Raw genomic sequence first — 17,187 nt, forward strand, 5'->3', positions numbered from 1 at the left:
AATGTCAGGACGGTTTGAAAATCTTACCTTAGATTCTATAGACATCCCTGTCACAAAACTTGCAGGGATTCTAGCCGTTGTCTGGAAGGAGGGAAAATTTCCCCTCCTTCTTCTTTCCGGAAAAATGGGCTCGGGAAAAACCACATTCGTTTCTAAACTTGTAAAAGCTCTGTTGGATCAACTGAAGCCCGGATTGGATAAATCCAAATTATTCGTTAATTCTCCTACTTACACCTTGATGAATGAGTATCCTTTTCTCGAGATCCGAAATCAATTCGGAGATCCATTGGAGATCTTTCATTTTGATCTGTATCGGATCGGTTCTTCGGAGGAGATCCCAGATCTGGGCTTTGAAGAATATTGGAACGGCAAGGGAATTTCTCTGATAGAATGGTGGGAAAAAGCAGAACCCGAATTTAATGATAGAAAGTTCCGCATTAAAATAAATTTGGAAGAAGCGGACGAGGATACCAGAAATCTGCTGATTACTTTTTTAGGAGAAGAATGGAGAAGGCCCGATCTGCAAATCGAGCCATTCCTGAAATCGGAGAAAATTTTATGACAAAAATATTATTCTTCGATGCGACTAACTCTTGGATCTTAGCGGGTTGTTATCTTAAAACCGAAGATGGCAAACTCGAAAAAGTTTCCGAATACAGAGAATTGCATAACAGGGAATCTTCTCTCTTGCTTATTAAAGAAATTTCCCATTGTTTGAAGGTATCTAATTGGGAAAAACCTGATATAATAGTTACCACTACCGGTCCCGGATCATTCACGGGGATTAGGATCTCAGTGGCAACAGCACGTAACTTTTCGCAAATCTGGAATGTTCCGGTTTTGGGAATCGATAGTTTAGAATTGTACACCTGCCAGTATTATGCGGAATCGGAATCTTCCGTTTGTGTAGGAATAGAAGCGAAACAAGGAAAAATTTATTTCGGTCTAAGAGACTCCAGAGGTTATTGGGGCACCTTGGACATTGCTCCGGATCTGATCCCGGAAACCATCCCGGAAGATAGGATAGGCTCTTATCTTACCGGAATTAAGTTCAGTGACTCTCCCGAATTTTTTGCGGGAACAAATATGAAAGAGAATCTTCCTTCACCGGAAGCGAGTTTGTTGGAGAAGTCCGGTGATATCAAAAAGGCGTTATCGAAGCCGGAAGATCATTCGTATTTGCATTTGGTTCCGAATTATCTGAGAGGAACGTACGCTGATGATAAGCCTAAGGTATATTATACATGACACAAAAAAAGAAAATAGTTAAACAAACGCTAACAAAGAAAAAAACAAAAATCAGAGAGAACGGTGAAAAGAACCAAGGACCCCAAAAATCCAACTCCAAAAAATCGGATGAGAAAGATCTAAAAAAAAGTATCCGAGAAGCAAAGGAGAAGGTCTCCAAAAAGAAAAAGGATCATAAGTCTTCCCGCTCCAAGAAACTGGAACTATACCCGGTCGAACAAAAAGTTTCGGCTCCTTCTTCCAAAAAAGGAAGAAAAGATAAAAACAATTCTTTTAAGCAAGAATCCATACAGGAATTTAAAGAAGAAATTCCTGCACCGAAAGAAGAAATAAGCCGTAAGAAACCTTCTTACGAAAATCAAAATAAGAATCCGGGATATTCTTCCAAACCTACTTATCGCAAAAACGAATCCCATGTTCCGGGTTCAAAGCCCAAGTTTTATGATAGAAAATTCGGGAGTCATGATTGGGAAAGAGAGAATGAACCTGGCAGAAAACTTTTAAAATTTTTCCGTTCTAAATCCGGAAAGGTTATCTCTATGCAAGAGGTATATTCTAAATTTATCGCTCATGCCGGGCAGAAAAAGGGATTTAGAAGAGAGAAATGGGAAGCCCAGGAACAAAAACGTTCTGCCGAAGAAGTATTGATCTTCTTTGAAAAAGAAGGTCTGATCGAGATCCAAAAAAAGAATATCATAGTTCGTCCGAACCAAACTTTACAAGGAACTATCTCATTAAGTAAGAAAGGGGACGGCTTCGTGAAGCTGACTACCGGAACAGAAGTTTTTGTTCCTGGACAGTACACTTCCTCCGCAATCCAAGGAGACCTCGTAGAAATTCTCCCTACCGGTATCGGCCGTAAAGGAAAACTAGAAGGAGAAGTTGTCTCCGTTCTTAGACGAGGTCGTGAACTTTATAGAATGAAGATCACGGAGAAGGACCATAAATTTATAATCGGGACCTTTTTGGATATGGATGGAGATCTCAAAGAAGGTTTCCTTCCCCGTAAAACATTACTCCAAGATCTGCAAGATGAGATAATCGTTGGAGATGTTTTGATCGTAACCTTAAAACAAGATTCCGATCACGAAAAGAATCTATACGAAGCGCACTTTGTTCGTTTCGAGTCGGATACCAAAGAAGACACGGATCTGATGAGAATGTTAATGAAGTACAATTATACCATCCTCTATCCGGACAATATAAAACTGGAAGAACTTCCGGATGAAGTGGATGAATCTACCGTAGATAATTGGAATTCTAGAGCAGACTTGAGAGAACTGCAATCCATTACTATTGATGGAGAATATTCCAAGGACTTTGACGATGCGATCTCCTTCATAAATGAAGGAAAGAAGATCCGATTTTACGTTCATATCGCTGATGTATCCCATTATGTCAAACCTGGTTCCGATCTGGATGTGGAAGCTTATTCCAGAGCAACTTCCGTTTATTTGGGAAGTAGAGTTGTACCTATGCTTCCTCCCGAACTTTCCGAAAATCTTTGTAGTCTTGTGGCTAAAAAAAATCGACTCGCATTCACTGTGGAAATGGAAGCGGACTGGAGCGGAACAATCTTCCACGCTAAATTTTATAAATCCATAATTCGTGTCGCAGAGAGATATACGTATAATCGCGCAGAAGAAGAGATTAAATCCGGAGATCCAAACAATTGGATCTTCCAAATGATGAAATTTGCGGACATTCTCAGAAAGAGAAGATTGAACTCTGGAAGAGTCGACCTGAACCTAAAGGAAACTAAGGTGGTCACCGATTCGGAGCACAACGTAATCGAGATTAAACCGGTAGAAAGACTACAAGCTCATATCCTAATCGAAGAATTCATGCTCTCTGCGAATATTAAAGTGGCGGAGTATATCCGTAAAAAAGAAAGACCTACTCTATATCGTGTCCATGAACCCATGGATGTGGAAAAATTGGAGATGTTAAATTCTTTTTTAAGATTGAACGGGGTCAACGCACAGTTGCAAGATACCAATTACGAATCCATTCGTAATGTTTTACAAGCTATCGAAGGAACTCCGTCCGAAAGGCTCTTTAATATTTCTCTTTTGAGAAGTTTTATGCAGGCTTACTATTCCGGAGAATATTTGGGACATTGGGGCTTGGGTTTTAAAGATTATTGCCATTTCACTTCTCCAATTCGTCGTTATCCCGACTTAGTTTGCCATAGAGTTTTAGAAAGTATTCTTCTTTCGGATAAGGAACCTTATTCTGAAGAAGATATTAAAGTAATGGGTCTTCATACTTCTCATGAAGAAAGAAAAGCCACGGATTCCGAAAGGGATTATTATAAACTCAAGGCTTGTAGATTTTTGGAAAAAACCGGTATCAAAGAATTTACCGCGACCCTTGTTGGATTTAAGGCGGCTGTTGCATTTGTGGAATTGAATAATCCGCCGGTCGAAGCGATCATCCCTGCGATAGAATTTACGGATGAAGGCGAATTACAAGCGGAGACGGACTTCACTTTCTATTCTAAAAAATATACCAAACAATATTCATTAGGAGAATCTTTCCCTGTTGAATTGGATAGAATCGATTTTGAAGAAATTAAAATTTACGTGAAGATGAAAAAATTCCAAAAGAAAGGATAGACAAAGTCGAACATATTCCAGAACATTCGTTACGGCAAACTTTGTTTTTTCGAACAAAGTTTAGGAGTTAGAATTGGAATCGTTTCTGGATGAGAAAGTTTCTCGTAGCCGCTTTCTAAAGTTTTTGTTCAAAACGGCCGCCATCTCGGCCATCCTAGTTCCTCAAGCTTCCTGCAAATCCGGATCAATTCCGAAGTTGCATGGATTGAGTGATTCTGAATATCTCGCTTTCAAATCATTGGAAGAAGTTTTCCTAGTAGGGAATCCGATCCAAGGATTCGACTTGGGAGTCGCCGCGGATAAGTACATCTACGGCCATCCTTATCCGATAGATACTGAATCCGTTTTGAAATTATTAGCATTCTTACCGGGTTCCTCTCTTGTTTCTCTAGCTTTGGATTTTTCTTTCACCTCTATGGTGGGACTTTCCAAAGAAGATAGAGAGAAACGACTTCTCTCCTGGAAAAACTCTTCCTTATCTTTGAAAAGAGGCGCTTACAATATTATGCGTCAGTTGTCCTTCTTCTTAGTTTCTATGGAAAGAGATTATAACGAACTAGTGGGATATAAAGGTTAAGAACTATGGGAGCGATTCCTGAGGCAAATTATAAGATTATCACTCCGGAAAAACACGAATCTTTGATCAAAGAGAACGGGATCAAAGACAGAGTTTGGAAATTACAAGCAGAAGCAGTCATTATAGGTTCCGGTGCAGGAGGAGCAGTTGTTGCTGCCACTCTTGCAAAAGCTGGATGGAAAGTTGTCCTGATCGAAGAGGGCGGATATTTCACTCCTGCAAAATTCACAGGCGACGAGTTTCTTTCCCAGGCTAGATTGTATAGAGATGCAGGTTTTATCATCTCAGAAGAGCAAACTCTTTCTATTCTTCAAGGAAGGACGATCGGAGGTTCTACCACAGTAAATTGGCAAACATCTCTGTATCCTCCGGATTACGTAACTAATGAATGGGATTCCCGCTTCGGGTGGAAAGGTTACGGAAGACAGGAAATGGATGCCTATATTTCGGAAGTCCACGAAAGGATCGGCGTCCACGAAGTTCCTCAAAATCTGATCAATGCAAACAATAACACCTTGATGAAGGGTGGAAAAGTATTAGGTCTTCATCCGGAAGTATTAAAGAATAATAATAGAGGATGTATTGGCCTCGGTCGTTGCGGTTTGGGTTGCCCGATCAACGCAAAACAATCCGCATTCTTAACGTGGATCCCGGATGCGATTGAAGCCGGCGCAACCGTTATCTCCAATATGAGAGCACAGTACATCCAAGACGGAGATATTAAGACGATAGTTGCAGAATTCACCCCTGATCCTTACGAAAAAGCTCCCAATAATGTTCTAGAAAAAATTGTGATCGATGCTCCGGTCGTAATCGTGAGCGCGGGTGCGATCGAAGGACCTGCACTTCTCCAAAGATCCGGGCTTGGAAACGACTGGGTGGGAAGAAATTTGAAAGTCCATCCTACAAGCACGAACTTTGCGATCTTTGACGAGACGATCAATATGTTCTCCGGACCTCCTCAATCGGCGGTAATCAAAGACGGTCATAACCAAGACAATACAGGTTACGGTTATTGGTTAGAAGTAGCTCCGTTCCGTCCTACCTTGGCAAGTTCACTTATTCCTTTTTATGGGCAGAAACAATTCGATACGATGAAAAAGTATCCGAACATGAGTGCAGGGATCGTCCTCGTTCGTGATGGTGCGGATGGTGAAGCGAATGCTTCCGTAAAATGGTCTTTGGGAAGAAGAAAAGTGTATTTCGAGATCACTCCTACCGACGGTAAAAATTTACTCAAAGGTTTGAAAGCATTGGCAGAAGTGCAAGTTGCTGCGGGTGCAAAGGCGATCGTATTCCCGTTCCCTGATGTGGAAGAACCTATCCCTGTGGATAAAAATTCCAAGTTCGATTGGATCTTGGACAAGAGTATCGAGCCTGGAAAGATTGCGATCGGTTCGGCTCACCCTCATGGCTCCATCCAAGCAGCTAAGTCTCCCGACTTAGGTGCGGTGGACCTGGATTTCCAACTCTTTGGCCATAAAAATATTTTCGTAATGGATGCTTCCGTTTACCCGACAGGATTATCGGTAAATCCGCAAATTACAACAATGAGCGTGAATCTGAGAGCCGCAAGAGCCTTGGCTCAGAGAAAGGCGGAGGTTTTAGGAAATAAATAATTCCTCTTGGAAGGCGAGAATTCCACTTTATTCATGGCGTTCTCATCCAAAATTGGATAAATGCCTTCCTTCTTTTGTAGTATTCGGAGGGAAAATACCGGTCTTACTAGTATGACTAGGCCGTTCCTTTCCTTCTTGATTTGCTTTAGTATATTCTTCTTTTCCAATTCTGTCTCCGCGGATATGAAAGAAGGTAAAAAAGCCTATTCTAGAAAAGATTACACAGAGGCACTCAAACAATTCCAAAAATACAACGATGGAAACCCTTCCTCCGGCGAAGCCTGGATGTATATGGGTTATATCTACGAGAGCAGAAAGGATTATACCAAATCCATCCAAGCATTCAAAAAAGCGGTTAGTCTAAACCTCCCTAAAAAGGATCTGGTCAATTCTCTTACAAAGATCATTCTGTATCATAATTATCAAAGAGATTATGGAGAAGTAATCTCTTATTCCAATCGATTATTAAAGATCGATCCGGAACTTTCTCATATCCAAAAGATCAGAGCTGCAGCAGAGGAAAGATATTCCTCCGGCGGAAGTTATCGAAAACCTGTTTATCATGAGGAAGAAACGGAACAGGAAAGTGTTTCCAGTCTGGAAAAAAAGTTAAAACAGGATCCGAACAATAAAGAGATCCTTTGGAGACTCGCATTAGCTTATTATAATGAAAAAGAATTTGCCAAATCCGAATTTATTCTTTCCGGATTAGTGAAGAATGAGCCGGAGAATGTGGAGTATGGTTATAAGTACGGCGCTTTGCTCGTCCGGATCGGAAACTACGACGATGCACTTGTCGTTCTGAATCGTATCGAACCAAAGATCCCTTCCGAAAGGGAAAAATTACTTTATTATACACATCTTACCCAAGCGGCCGCTTACCATAAAAAGAAAAATTTCGAAGAAGCGTCCAAGTATTATCGAAAGGCACACGCGAATAAACATACGGTATTACCCCTGATCGGTCTGACCAAAATTAAATGGCAGTTAAAGGATTGTGATAACGCGATCAAAACCGCCGAAAAGGCGCTGGAATACGGAGAGAAGACAAGAGAGATCCGAATGTATATCGGCCTCTGCAAGATACAGATCGGTAAAAAGGAAGAAGGTTATGATCTTTTGAAAGAGATCGGGGCCGCCATTGAAAAAGAAAATCCTGATCTGAAAGATCTTCCGGATGTGTATTACGACGGTATCTTAAAACTCGCCAGATATTATACAAACAACGGTAACTACGATAAAGCCCTTAAATACTTTCATGCTGTCCAACCGGACGAGGAAGAGATCAGAGAATATAATTTTTATTTAGGTAAAACCTATCTATATACCGGCTCTGTCGACAAAGCGATCAATCATTTGGAGAAAGTGGAAGATTCTGCGGGAGCTTATTATCTTCTCGCAAAATGTTACGCAGAGAAGAATGACCAAGAAAGGACAATGTCCTATATTAAAAGATCCGGAAGTATTAAATCTTCCTACTGGGCTTCCGCAGAAAAAGATAAGGCTTTCAAAAAATTCAGATCCGACGAAAGTTTCAAAACATTCTTAGAGACGAGAGCCGGGACTAGAGATCCTAAAAAATCGGAAGAGGAAAAAGAAGAAAACGATTCCCAAGATAGGGATTAATCTTTTAATTTTCTTTTAGAAAGGACGGTTTCTAGATCCACTTGGCCGGGGGCTTTCGGCTCCCCTAGACAACAATACGTAAATTGAGATCCTATTTTTTCCGGGAATATCCTGAATTCCTTTCCGGATTCTCCCATTAAAATCCCGCAAAAACCGATCGGTATATTTTGTTTTGCACAAAATTTGGAAAGTTTCAGCGCGGAATGTTGGAATTCCTCAGATTCTTGTTCGTCCTTTGGAAGTGCAGCTATCTTAAAGATCCTTTGAAAAGGAAGTTCAGACTTAACGGTAGCTAGAACTTCTTCCGTAACAGGTCGTAAAAAAAAGAGTAATTCTTCGAAATCGGGAACTCCGGAAAAACTGTGAACGGATCGAATGATCCCGAAACGATCTTCATCTATTCCGTTAAAGACCGGATTGTCCTTATCCAATTCCAGATCAATATAATGTTTTCCCGATTCTAACCCTGAAAGTAAAGGGGCAATATTATCTCTATTCCAAATTCCTAAACTTTCCAGACTTGAATCTTCCGGTTGCCTATAAGTGAATACGCATGAAGCGCTTAGTTCCTTTATTTTATGTAGGATCTTTTCGGGAGTATCATTGTCTGAACGGAATTGGTCCAAACGGATCTCTAAAAAATCGGCTTTTGGAAGAGTTCTTAGACCGAAAAACTCCTCTTCATTCAAAGTAAGAATGATCCGAATTTTTTGAGAGTCGTTTTTGCTCATCACAAATCAGAGTCCTTTTTGTAAAAGATCATGGATGGAAATGATCCCGAGTAATATCCCGTCTTTGGAAACGATCGGAGCTACTGAGATCGGTTTTTCTCTTCTTTCCATGGATTGTAAGACATCGTAAGCCATGATCCCGCTCTCGAAAACGGTCGGTTTAGAATTCATTAATTCTTTCGCTTTGATGGACTTTTCCAATTTTCCGTCATTTAATAATTTTCTAATATCGTAATCGGTTACGAATCCGATCAATTTACCGCTTGGATCCACGACGCCTGTTGCACCCACAAGTTTTGTTGTGATTTCCGAAAGAACTTCTTCTAAACTTGCGTCGGAACTTACCTTTGCAAGTTTATCTCCCTTTCTCATCACATCGTCCACTTTTAGGGATAATCTTTTTCCGAGTCTTCCTGCAGGATGATATAATGCAAAATCCTCTTTTTGGAAATTTCTAAGTTCCATGAGCGCCATTGCGATCGCATCTCCCAACATCAAAGCGATCGTTGTGCTGGAAGTGGGGGCAAGTTCTAGAGGACATGCTTCTTTTAATACCGGGGTTAAGATTACAATATCGCAGTCTAAGGCCAATCTGGACTGAGGATTAGCAGTTAAACCTACCAACTTGGCTCCTATACTTTTTATGGTAGGAAGAAGGTTCAGTAATTCTTCGCTTTCACCGCTCTTGCCGATTGCAATAACAACGTCGCCATGCGCTAAAATCCCGGCATCACCGTGTGCTGCGTCGGATGGATGTAGAAAGTAAGAAGGAGTTCCTGTAGAAGATAGAGTGGAAGCGATCTTTTTGCCAACGTCTCCGGATTTTCCGACTCCGGTTACGACTACCTTTCCTTTGGCTTGGAAGATCAGCTCTACAGCTTTTTCTACATTCGGATCTAGGTTCTCTCTAAAATGAAGGATTGCTTCGATCTCGGTATCCAAAGCTTTTTTAACTTTATCTAATGTATTTCCCACTTCTAATTCTCCTCGTCCGTTTCCAATAGTTCCGAATCCAATTCCAAGGATACTGTAGTATCCATTCCGGAAATGGAAACAAGAATAGACGATTTACTTCCTTTTCGGATTACTCTTGCCTTTCTGTCTTTAAAAGGTCCGTTTTTGATCAGGACCTTTTTACCGGGAGACAGCATCTTTTCCCTTTCGATCTTGATCTTATCCGGATACTCGGTCACAAGTTGGCGGATCATCTCGATATCGTTCTCTTCGATTAGGAGAGGAGTCTCTCCAATCGAAACGAATCGTACAGCTCCTGAAGTTTCCAGGACTTTTAGTTTTTCGGTCCTTATATCAATTTTTACGAATACGTAAGAAGGAAAAACAGGTACCAGAACCGTTTTGATCCGATCAGACCATTGTTTTTTTGCCGAAATAATCGGCAAGTATTGGGTTATTCCTTTTTTGGAAAGTTCTAGCGCTAACTTCTTCTCCGCCCTAGAATTTGTATAAACGGCATACCAAGATTTAGAGGTGTCACTCATCTGATTCAATTCGAAAGGATACCGGAATAATTATAATATTTCCTTCCGGTAGTTGAAATTTCCAGCTAGAAACCGATCTTTTAAAATGTGTTTCGAAAACCTTATACTTGCAAGGTTTGATAGTTGTAACTCTTTTTGCGCTTCCGTTAGGTCCTATCATTACTTCCCAAGAACAATCGGATTCCAATCTCTGCTCCAATGCTTCCGGTGGGAAATGTATCTCGTTTTTAAACCTTTCGATCTCCGCTTCCGGCGTTCCTGCCAGGCCTGAGTTAGAAGATGTATCCTGTCCTTCTCCTTGATTTTTAGGGAGTGAAAAATGAACACTAGGGACTTGTCCTTTGCTAAGACTGAGTTTGATCTGTTCCGAAAAATTTTCAGGGTTTAGATTTCGGATCAAATAGTAAGATATGAATAGGACCGCATGTATAGAGAGAGAAATGAAAAAGGAAACCTTGGGTCCCATAGGATAGTTACGATTTTACAAGAATAATTGACATTGAATTTTTCTTGAATCGAATTTTCCAATTCATAAAACTCTGCGGATGCAATCTTTTGATCCGATTCACGGCTCTATGATCGAGATTATTTCGATCTTGGTCACCTGTTCCTTTGTAGGTTGGATCACAAACTATATAGCAGTGCAGATGATTTTCTATCCGGTCAAGTTTAAAGGTTGGGGAATTTTAGGCTGGCAAGGTATCATTCCGAGACATTCTAAAAAAATGGCAGGTCTCATTTCGGATGTGATGCTGGAAAGATTGATCCGCCCTTACGATCTTTATAAAAAAATAGATCCGGTACAAATTGCAGATCTGATCCGAGATAGGATCGGCGAAAAATCCTCTTCCATAGTCAAAGACATATTTTTTGCGGACAACCCTGTGATCTGGAAGATGGTCCCGGAAGAAGCAAAACAAGTCTTAGAAAAGGAGATCCGAGAGGACATTCCCAAAAAGATACAAGAGATCTATACTTCTTTCGGGAAAAATCTGGATAGTATATTAGGAATTGGTGATTTGATCAAAGAATCTCTTTCGGGAGAAAACGTAAATATTCTCTCTGAAATTTTCAGGAGATGTGGAGGTCCCGAGTTCAGATTTATCGTTCGATCCGGGATCTATTTCGGATTTCTGATCGGATGCGTTCAAGTCTTATTCATCGCATATTTAAACCAATGGTGGACCATGCCTATCATGGGAATTTTTGTAGGTTATATCACTAATTGGCTGGCGATCCTTATGATCTTCTCCCCTTTGCGACCCAAGAACTTTTTATTATTCAAATACCAAGGTCTTTTCTTGAAAAGGCAGAAAGATGTTTCCAGGGAATTTGCATCCGTGGTGGCTTCTAAAATTTTAGATCCGGAAAGTTTAATAGGGGTGATCTTCAAAGGGAAAGGAGGAGATCTGATCATTACTGAACTTCTTTCCAAATCCAAAGAATTGATGGATGAGAAATTAAAAAAAAAGATCCCCTATGCTTCTCTAATTTTAGGTTCTAAAAAGCTGGAAGAATTAAAGGAGAAGATCGCAAATTCCATTTTGGATCTGATACCCGAAACGGCTGACAAGATGAAAGATTATATCGAAGAAAGATTAGAGATCGAAAAATTGGTCTTCGAAAATTTGAGTATACTGCCCCCGGAAGAATTCGAACATCTATTACATTCAGTCTTTAAAGAAGACGAGGCCACCTTGATTACCTTAGGTGCAGTTCTCGGAGGTATCGCCGGATGTATCCAAGCATATCTTGTTTTTATAAAATAAGAGTGCAGTCGGTTTTCGGATATAACCACTATAAAATAAACCGAAAGTATTATCCTTTCATCGGATTTTTTCCGGATTATTTCCCTTTTATATTCCGATTTATTAAAATCAAGTAGCTGATCTTTTAAATTCGCTATACCAAACTTGACTTCAATAAATTACTGAAAATATGAGAAAGAACCTACCGGTAACGGGTCGAGAAATTCAGTTCGCTGAATCTGCGGTAATTATTTCCAGAACCGATTCGAAAGGAAAAATCACTTATGTTTCCCAGGACTTTGCGGATGTAAGCGGTTTTTCAGAAGAGGAGATGCTGGGCCAACCTCATAATATTGTCCGTCATCCGGATATTCCCCCGGCAGTTTACAAAGATCTTTGGGACACCGTTCAGTCGGGCCGCCCTTGGAATGCGATCGTAAAAAACCGCGCAAAAAATGGAGACCACTATTGGGTGGATGCCACCGTTACTCCTGTTCTTGAAGACGGAGTCATTACCGGGTACATGTCGGTTCGCAAAAAGACAACTAGGCAACAAATCGAGAAAGCTGAAAAACTTTTTGCAAGAATGAACGGACAGTCTCAACTCATTAGAACGTTCCTCTCTTTTATAAATTCCCTCCGAGTTAAATTCGGATATCCTGGTCTTGTGGCTTTCACATTCGCATGTATTTTCATTCCTTCTTCTTATTTAGGTTTGAAACTATTTTTAACGGACCCGATCGCTTCTACTTTAACCTTTCTTGCTGTGGTTCTGGGATTTTCACTTTGTTTAAGAGCTATCTATAGTTTAAAAAAGAAAATGTCCGAAACCTTGGAGATAGTAGGTAAAGTTGTAAACGGAAATCTTGCCGCTGAATTCCCTAGGAAAGAAGGGGTCGAAGATGCCGACAGAATTTATTCCAACTTCAGATGTATGACTATCAGTCTTTGGGGACTCCTTGTCCAGATGAAAGAAAACTATCAAAGAAACTTAAAATTGTATGAGGAACTTTTCCAATCAGTAGGTTCTTTCGAAAGAGTTTCTCAAAAACAAGCGCATGCCGTGCAAGAAACTGCGGCGGCTTCCCATGAACTGTCTAAAACGATAGATGAGATCGTATTAACCATTAGTGAGCAGACTAGAAGTTTATCTAATGTAAACGAAAGTATCGGTTCTATCGATGTGTCCTTGGGAGAAACCTCCAAATCAATGCAAAACCTGGAGTCACAAGCCGGGACTGTAGCGAACAAGGCCGATCAAGCAAAACAGATCTTTAATGAAGCTATCCAATCCATGGAACAAATACGTTCTTATTCCAATGAGATCAATAAGATCGTGGGGATTATCACGAGCATTTCCGAACGAACGAATATGCTTGCGTTGAATGCATCCATAGAATCCGCAAGGGCCGGAGAAGCAGGAAAAGGATTTTCTGTTGTTGCGGATGAGATCTCAAAACTGGCGGAACAAACCAAATCTAGTATCAAGGATATTACTTATCTAGTAAAAAGTACATCCAACTCAGTGGAAGAAGGTGCGCTAAAAGTGGGACAGTCAGTAGATGTCTTCGAAAATTTACAGAACTATATCGAAGAAGTTCATAACTCCGCGTCCAAAGTAAAAAGTCTCTTGTTGGAACAATCCAAAAGATTGGGAGAAATACGCAGCAGTTCCGATCAAGTTTTGGTTTTAGGAAAGATGATGACCGGGACTTCCGAGCAACAAAAACTTTCCGCGGGAGAAATTTCGGATTCTATGAGTGCAATTTCCAAATCGGCAGAAGATATAGCTGCCACCTCCGAAAATATCAGACAATCTGTAAAAGATACCCTGGTACATTCCCAGAAATTTGGCGGAATTTTGAGCCATTTTAAAACGGATTAAATTCGAAACCGGAAAATTTTTTCATCCGGTTCTTATCCATTTCCCCGGGAATTTCCCGCAAAAAAGCCGATATCTATTCTAGAATGGAGAATCGTTTCCTAAGACTTGCACTCTTACTCGCGATCATAGTGACTCTTCTTTCCTATTGGAATCATGGATGGGTTTCTTATCTAAAAGACTTCGTGGTTTTTATCCATGAAGCAGGACATGCGATCGCAACTTTGATCTCAGGCGGTTCCGTACAGATGATAGAATTGAACGGCGATGAAGCTGGGCAAACCGTTGCATCTCCTACGTCCGGTAAAAGTCCTTTTATATTCGTGGTCTCTGCAGGTTATTTGGGTTCTTGTCTAGTTGGCGGATTTTTGATCAATAGAGGATTCAAAGGAAGTCTAGTCCGTCCCACTTTGTTACTTTTAGGAGGGGCAGTTTTACTGCTTACTCTAAAGTACACTTCTTCCGGCGGACTCGCTCAAAGGACTGGTTTGTTTTGGGGGATTTTTCTTTTCATCTCTTCCTTTTTACCATTCGGCTGGGATCGATTGATCACTGTGTTTTTAGGGACGAGTGTAAGCTTGTATAGCCTCTATGACCTTTTGGATTTTACCGAGAATGTACAGAATACGGACGCAGGTATCTTAGCTTACTGGGCTACCGGAACTTCTCCAGGTAGTTCCGTTCCGAAATCGGTTTTATTCCTGGGATATTTGATTGCTCTGCTCTGGTCTTTTTTTAGCGTATCCATCATATTCTTTTCATTGAAGAGAGCTGTGGTTCCTCGTCCGATCCCGGAGGAGACTCCTGGATTTGATGAAGGGCCGGTAGTGGGTTTAGATAATCCGTTTCCTGGAGAAGTAACTCCGGAAGTATTGGAATGGTTTTTAAGCAGAGGTTTGGATCTGAACGGTAAACCTCTTCCCCCGGAATTTACGAATATTGAGAGAATTGATGGCTAATAGAGTGCTAGTGACCGGCGGTGCCGGATTTATCGGATCTCATTTATGTGAAAGATTGATACAAGAAGGTAACGAAGTTATCTGTGTAGATAACTTTCACACGGGAAGAAAGAAGAATGTCGAAAAACTTCTCTCCAACCCTCGCTTCGAACTGATACGTCATGATATCACTGAGCCGATTCGACTCGAAGTGGATCAGATCTATAACTTTGCTTGTCCTGCAAGCCCGATCCATTATCAATCCAATGCGATCAAAACGATCAAGACCAATGTCCTTGGTACAACAAATATGTTGGGACTTGCTAAAAGAGTAAAGGCAAGGATCTTACAAGCTTCCACTAGCGAAGTTTACGGAAACCCGATCGAACATCCTCAAAAGGAAACGTATTGGGGAAACGTAAATCCGATCGGTATCAGAAGTTGTTACGACGAAGGAAAGAGGGTCGCTGAAACTCTTTGTTTCGATTATCACAGAAATCATAAAGTGGACATTCGAGTGATCCGTATCTTCAATACTTACGGACCTCGCATGCTTCCGGACGATGGAAGAGTAGTAAGTAATTTTGTGGTCCAAGCGCTTGCGGGGAAAGATATCACTGTTTACGGAGATGGTTCACAAACTAGATCTTTCTGCTATGTGGATGATCTTGTGGACGGTATCATTAAAATGATGAACACCCAGGACTTCAATGGTCCTGTAAACTTGGGCAACGATGGAGAGTTTACGGTTAAGGAACTAGCGGAGTTAGTTTTAAAAGAGACCGGCTCTTCTTCCAAGATCATTTATAAAACTCTTCCCCAAGACGATCCTGCCCGCAGAAAGCCGGATCTGACTTTAGCTAGACAAAAACTGGGTTATGAACCGAAGGTTCCTTTATTGGAAGGAATCAGGAAAACGGTCGATTATTTCAAAAATCACTTGGATTAATCGTTCGCCGAGAAAATCTGGACCTACTTTTCCCCAATAAGGGAATTTAACCGAAAAATTGAGTTTCGAGTAGGCTGTATGAATATCGGAGTTTTAAAAGAAGCTAAGGAAGAAACTAGGGTAGCCGTAACCCCGGACGTAGTCGACGCCTTAAAAAAAATCGGTGCTTCTGTTCTCATCGAAAAAGGCGCTGGAGAAGGTTCTTATTTCTCCGACGAAGATTATAAAAAAGCCGGTGCGTCGATCCAATCTCGCGCTGATATACTAAAAAAGTCCGACCTAGTTGTGAGCATTCACTTAGCGGATGGTGCGAGCTTATCCAAGATCAAAAAAGGAGCCTTCTATTTAGGAATGTTCCAACCTGCGGTAAATCCTCAGGTAATAAAAAAGCTTTCTTCTGGGAAAGTTACAGTATTGAGTCTGGATGCGATCGCTCGTATCACTCGTGCTCAGTCTATGGACGTTCTTTCTTCCCAAGCAACAGTTGCCGGATATAAAGCCGTTCTTATCGCTTCCACTCATTTGACCAGATTTTTCCCAATGCTAACGACCGCAGCGGGTACGATTACTCCAGCTTCCGTACTCATCATAGGAGCGGGCGTTGCGGGATTACAAGCAATCGCAAGTTCCAGAAGATTAGGTGCAGTAGTAGACGTATTCGATACTCGTCCGGAAGTAAAAGAACAAGTTCAATCTCTCGGCGCTAAGTTCGTCGAGGTGGAAGGCGCAACTCATTCCGCTGCTGCGGGTGGTTACGCTGTAGAACAAACCGAGGAATACAAAAAACGTCAGCAAGAAGCGATCGAAAAATTCGCTGCAAAAGCCGACGTGATTATCACGACTGCATTGATCCCGGGAAGGAAAGCTCCGATCATCATCACCAAAAAGATCGTGGATAGAATGAAAGCTGGATCCGTAGTAGTAGACCTTGCTTCTCCAAACGGAGGAAATTGCGAGTATACTCAACACGGCAAGGTTGTATTAACTAAAAACGGGGTTTCCGTAGTTGGTCACCAAAACTTGGCTGGTTCTCTTCCTTCGGATGCATCTAGAATGTTCGCTAAGAACATATTAAACTATCTGAAACTTTTGGTGAAAGAGAAGAAGATCAACTTGGATTTAAACGACGAGATCATTTCCTCAACCACGATTACTCATGATGGAGAGATCCGTCATAAACTGACTTTGGATGCTTTAGGCGGTTCCAAACAAGAAGGGAAGAAGCCAGCGGCCAAGAAAAAGGCCTAAACTCCCGAAACAGGTTCCTATCAACCACCCTCCGAGTACATCGGAGGGAAAATGGTGGAGAGATAATAATCTTCCTACCCCCGCCATAAAACTCAGCGCTAAAAACCATTCCGGAAAACCGAACAAGAACACTAAGATCAATGCTGCCGTCATCGAATTAGATGCATGCGCGGAAGGAAAAGAATGTTTCATGTCGGGATTTTGATCCACTTTTCCGGCAACGGTAATTAGAGGTCTTTTACGAGCGATCAGCTTCTTTAAAACTAAAACAAAACGATCATTTGTATAGGCAACAAGCCCCGAATAAGGAATTACGATCCACCAAGGATAAGGAAGAGCTCCCTGCCACGCAGCATAAGCGAGATAAGGAAGAATAAGAACTAACATGATCTCTCCCCGATTGATCCTAGAGAGGGTTCGGTTCAGAATGGGGGAATGGATCTTTTCGCGAATAAACATTGCGATCGCATAATCGATCCTTTCGAAAACGGATAATTTTTCCAA

16 protein-coding genes are annotated in these 17,187 nt (G+C 41.2%); 11 read left to right on the plus strand and 5 right to left on the minus strand.

The genetic code is table 11. The annotated features are described in order from the left end of the window. The first annotated feature begins 1 nt into the window (after window position 1). From tsaE to LEP1GSC192_RS08075, 6 genes are all read left to right on the plus strand, one after another. Window positions 2-562, plus strand: a complete 561-nt coding sequence (tsaE, locus tag LEP1GSC192_RS08050) for a tRNA (adenosine(37)-N6)-threonylcarbamoyltransferase complex ATPase subunit type 1 TsaE (protein WP_020769693.1) — start codon at window positions 2-4, stop codon at window positions 560-562. Then, complete coding sequence (tsaB, locus tag LEP1GSC192_RS08055) at window positions 559-1,248, plus strand: tRNA (adenosine(37)-N6)-threonylcarbamoyltransferase complex dimerization subunit type 1 TsaB (protein ID WP_020769590.1); 690 nt, start codon at window positions 559-561, stop codon at window positions 1,246-1,248. Before tsaE ends, tsaB begins: the two co-directional genes overlap by 4 nt. Continuing rightward, window positions 1,245-3,866 carry a ribonuclease R family protein gene (locus LEP1GSC192_RS08060; protein WP_020769461.1) on the plus strand — a complete coding sequence of 874 codons (2,622 nt, stop codon included), beginning with the start codon at window positions 1,245-1,247 and terminating at the stop codon, window positions 3,864-3,866. The genes tsaB and LEP1GSC192_RS08060 overlap by 4 nt, the downstream gene beginning before the upstream one ends. 73 nt (window positions 3,867-3,939) lie before the next feature. After that, complete coding sequence (locus LEP1GSC192_RS08065) at window positions 3,940-4,443, plus strand: hypothetical protein (RefSeq protein ID WP_020769840.1); 504 nt, start codon at window positions 3,940-3,942, stop codon at window positions 4,441-4,443. Between the two features lie 5 nt (window positions 4,444-4,448). Then, window positions 4,449-6,062: a GMC family oxidoreductase gene (locus tag LEP1GSC192_RS08070; protein WP_020769742.1), complete on the plus strand. Its 1,614-nt coding sequence runs from the start codon at window positions 4,449-4,451 to the stop codon at window positions 6,060-6,062. Window positions 6,063-6,173: 111 nt separating this feature from the next. After that, window positions 6,174-7,688, plus strand: a complete 1,515-nt coding sequence (locus tag LEP1GSC192_RS08075) for a lipopolysaccharide assembly protein LapB (protein ID WP_036089422.1) — start codon at window positions 6,174-6,176, stop codon at window positions 7,686-7,688. On the opposite strand, the gene LEP1GSC192_RS08080 is transcribed toward LEP1GSC192_RS08075, so the two are convergent. The 4 genes from LEP1GSC192_RS08080 to LEP1GSC192_RS08095 are packed head-to-tail and all read right to left on the minus strand — an operon-like array spanning window position 7,685 to window position 10,384. After that, window positions 7,685-8,419 carry a type I 3-dehydroquinate dehydratase gene (locus LEP1GSC192_RS08080; protein WP_020769825.1) on the minus strand — a complete coding sequence of 245 codons (735 nt, stop codon included), beginning with the start codon at window positions 8,417-8,419 and terminating at the stop codon, window positions 7,685-7,687. The two genes, LEP1GSC192_RS08075 and LEP1GSC192_RS08080, sit on opposite strands and share 4 nt — an antisense overlap. A gap of 6 nt (window positions 8,420-8,425) precedes the next feature. Next, on the minus strand, window positions 8,426-9,394 hold the full coding sequence (locus tag LEP1GSC192_RS08085; protein ID WP_020769592.1) for an SIS domain-containing protein: 969 nt from the start codon (window positions 9,392-9,394) through the stop codon (window positions 8,426-8,428). A gap of 2 nt (window positions 9,395-9,396) precedes the next feature. Beyond that, on the minus strand, window positions 9,397-9,918 hold the full coding sequence (locus LEP1GSC192_RS08090) for a UpxY family transcription antiterminator (protein ID WP_020769893.1): 522 nt from the start codon (window positions 9,916-9,918) through the stop codon (window positions 9,397-9,399). Then, window positions 9,911-10,384, minus strand: coding sequence for an energy transducer TonB (locus LEP1GSC192_RS08095; RefSeq protein ID WP_020769536.1), 474 nt, complete (start codon window positions 10,382-10,384; stop codon window positions 9,911-9,913). The genes LEP1GSC192_RS08090 and LEP1GSC192_RS08095 overlap by 8 nt, the downstream gene beginning before the upstream one ends. 109 nt (window positions 10,385-10,493) lie before the next feature. Between LEP1GSC192_RS08095 and LEP1GSC192_RS08100 the strand changes: the two genes are divergently transcribed. From LEP1GSC192_RS08100 to LEP1GSC192_RS08120, 5 genes are all read left to right on the plus strand, one after another. Continuing rightward, a complete protein-coding gene (locus LEP1GSC192_RS08100; RefSeq protein WP_020769722.1) occupies window positions 10,494-11,687 on the plus strand; it encodes a DUF445 domain-containing protein in 1,194 nt (397 codons plus the stop codon). Between the two features lie 169 nt (window positions 11,688-11,856). Further along, entirely contained in the window at window positions 11,857-13,551 is a 1,695-nt protein-coding gene (locus tag LEP1GSC192_RS08105) for a methyl-accepting chemotaxis protein (protein WP_020769537.1), read from the plus strand. A gap of 83 nt (window positions 13,552-13,634) precedes the next feature. Continuing rightward, the gene (locus tag LEP1GSC192_RS08110) at window positions 13,635-14,507 is read left to right on the plus strand and encodes a M50 family metallopeptidase (RefSeq protein WP_020769560.1); all 873 of its coding nucleotides are present in this window, start codon (window positions 13,635-13,637) and stop codon (window positions 14,505-14,507) included. Then, window positions 14,500-15,435 (plus strand): UDP-glucuronic acid decarboxylase family protein, encoded by a 936-nt coding sequence (locus LEP1GSC192_RS08115; protein WP_036089439.1) that lies wholly within the window; start codon window positions 14,500-14,502, stop codon window positions 15,433-15,435. The genes LEP1GSC192_RS08110 and LEP1GSC192_RS08115 overlap by 8 nt, the downstream gene beginning before the upstream one ends. Before the next feature lie 78 nt (window positions 15,436-15,513). Further along, window positions 15,514-16,683 carry a Re/Si-specific NAD(P)(+) transhydrogenase subunit alpha gene (locus LEP1GSC192_RS08120; RefSeq protein WP_020769548.1) on the plus strand — a complete coding sequence of 390 codons (1,170 nt, stop codon included), beginning with the start codon at window positions 15,514-15,516 and terminating at the stop codon, window positions 16,681-16,683. Here LEP1GSC192_RS08120 and LEP1GSC192_RS08125 read toward each other — a convergent pair. Next, a complete protein-coding gene (locus LEP1GSC192_RS08125; RefSeq protein ID WP_052005217.1) occupies window positions 16,630-17,142 on the minus strand; it encodes a phosphatase PAP2 family protein in 513 nt (170 codons plus the stop codon). The two genes, LEP1GSC192_RS08120 and LEP1GSC192_RS08125, sit on opposite strands and share 54 nt — an antisense overlap. Between the last annotated feature and the right edge of the window lie 45 nt (window positions 17,143-17,187).

This window comes from Leptospira sp. B5-022 (assembly GCF_000347035.1).
Taxonomy (GTDB): domain Bacteria; phylum Spirochaetota; class Leptospiria; order Leptospirales; family Leptospiraceae; genus Leptospira_B; species Leptospira_B cinconiae.

Excerpts from the sequence above, each read along its gene's own strand:
- LEP1GSC192_RS08105 (WP_020769537.1), top strand. The coding sequence starts at position 11,857 with ATGAGAAAGAACCTACCGGTAACGGGTCGAGAAATTCAGTTCGCTGAA.
- LEP1GSC192_RS08060 (WP_020769461.1), top strand. The coding sequence starts at position 1,245 with ATGACACAAAAAAAGAAAATAGTTAAACAAACGCTAACAAAGAAAAAA.
- LEP1GSC192_RS08095 (WP_020769536.1), bottom strand. The coding sequence starts at position 10,384 with ATGGGACCCAAGGTTTCCTTTTTCATTTCTCTCTCTATACATGCGGTC.
- LEP1GSC192_RS08070 (WP_020769742.1), top strand. The coding sequence starts at position 4,449 with ATGGGAGCGATTCCTGAGGCAAATTATAAGATTATCACTCCGGAAAAA.
- LEP1GSC192_RS08090 (WP_020769893.1), bottom strand. The coding sequence starts at position 9,918 with ATGAGTGACACCTCTAAATCTTGGTATGCCGTTTATACAAATTCTAGG.
- LEP1GSC192_RS08080 (WP_020769825.1), bottom strand. The coding sequence starts at position 8,419 with ATGAGCAAAAACGACTCTCAAAAAATTCGGATCATTCTTACTTTGAAT.
- tsaE (WP_020769693.1), top strand. The coding sequence starts at position 2 with ATGTCAGGACGGTTTGAAAATCTTACCTTAGATTCTATAGACATCCCT.
- LEP1GSC192_RS08100 (WP_020769722.1), top strand. The coding sequence starts at position 10,494 with ATGATCGAGATTATTTCGATCTTGGTCACCTGTTCCTTTGTAGGTTGG.
- LEP1GSC192_RS08075 (WP_036089422.1), top strand. The coding sequence starts at position 6,174 with ATGACTAGGCCGTTCCTTTCCTTCTTGATTTGCTTTAGTATATTCTTC.
- LEP1GSC192_RS08125 (WP_052005217.1), bottom strand. The coding sequence starts at position 17,142 with ATGTTTATTCGCGAAAAGATCCATTCCCCCATTCTGAACCGAACCCTC.
- LEP1GSC192_RS08115 (WP_036089439.1), top strand. The coding sequence starts at position 14,500 with ATGGCTAATAGAGTGCTAGTGACCGGCGGTGCCGGATTTATCGGATCT.
- LEP1GSC192_RS08120 (WP_020769548.1), top strand. The coding sequence starts at position 15,514 with ATGAATATCGGAGTTTTAAAAGAAGCTAAGGAAGAAACTAGGGTAGCC.
- LEP1GSC192_RS08110 (WP_020769560.1), top strand. The coding sequence starts at position 13,635 with ATGGAGAATCGTTTCCTAAGACTTGCACTCTTACTCGCGATCATAGTG.
- tsaB (WP_020769590.1), top strand. The coding sequence starts at position 559 with ATGACAAAAATATTATTCTTCGATGCGACTAACTCTTGGATCTTAGCG.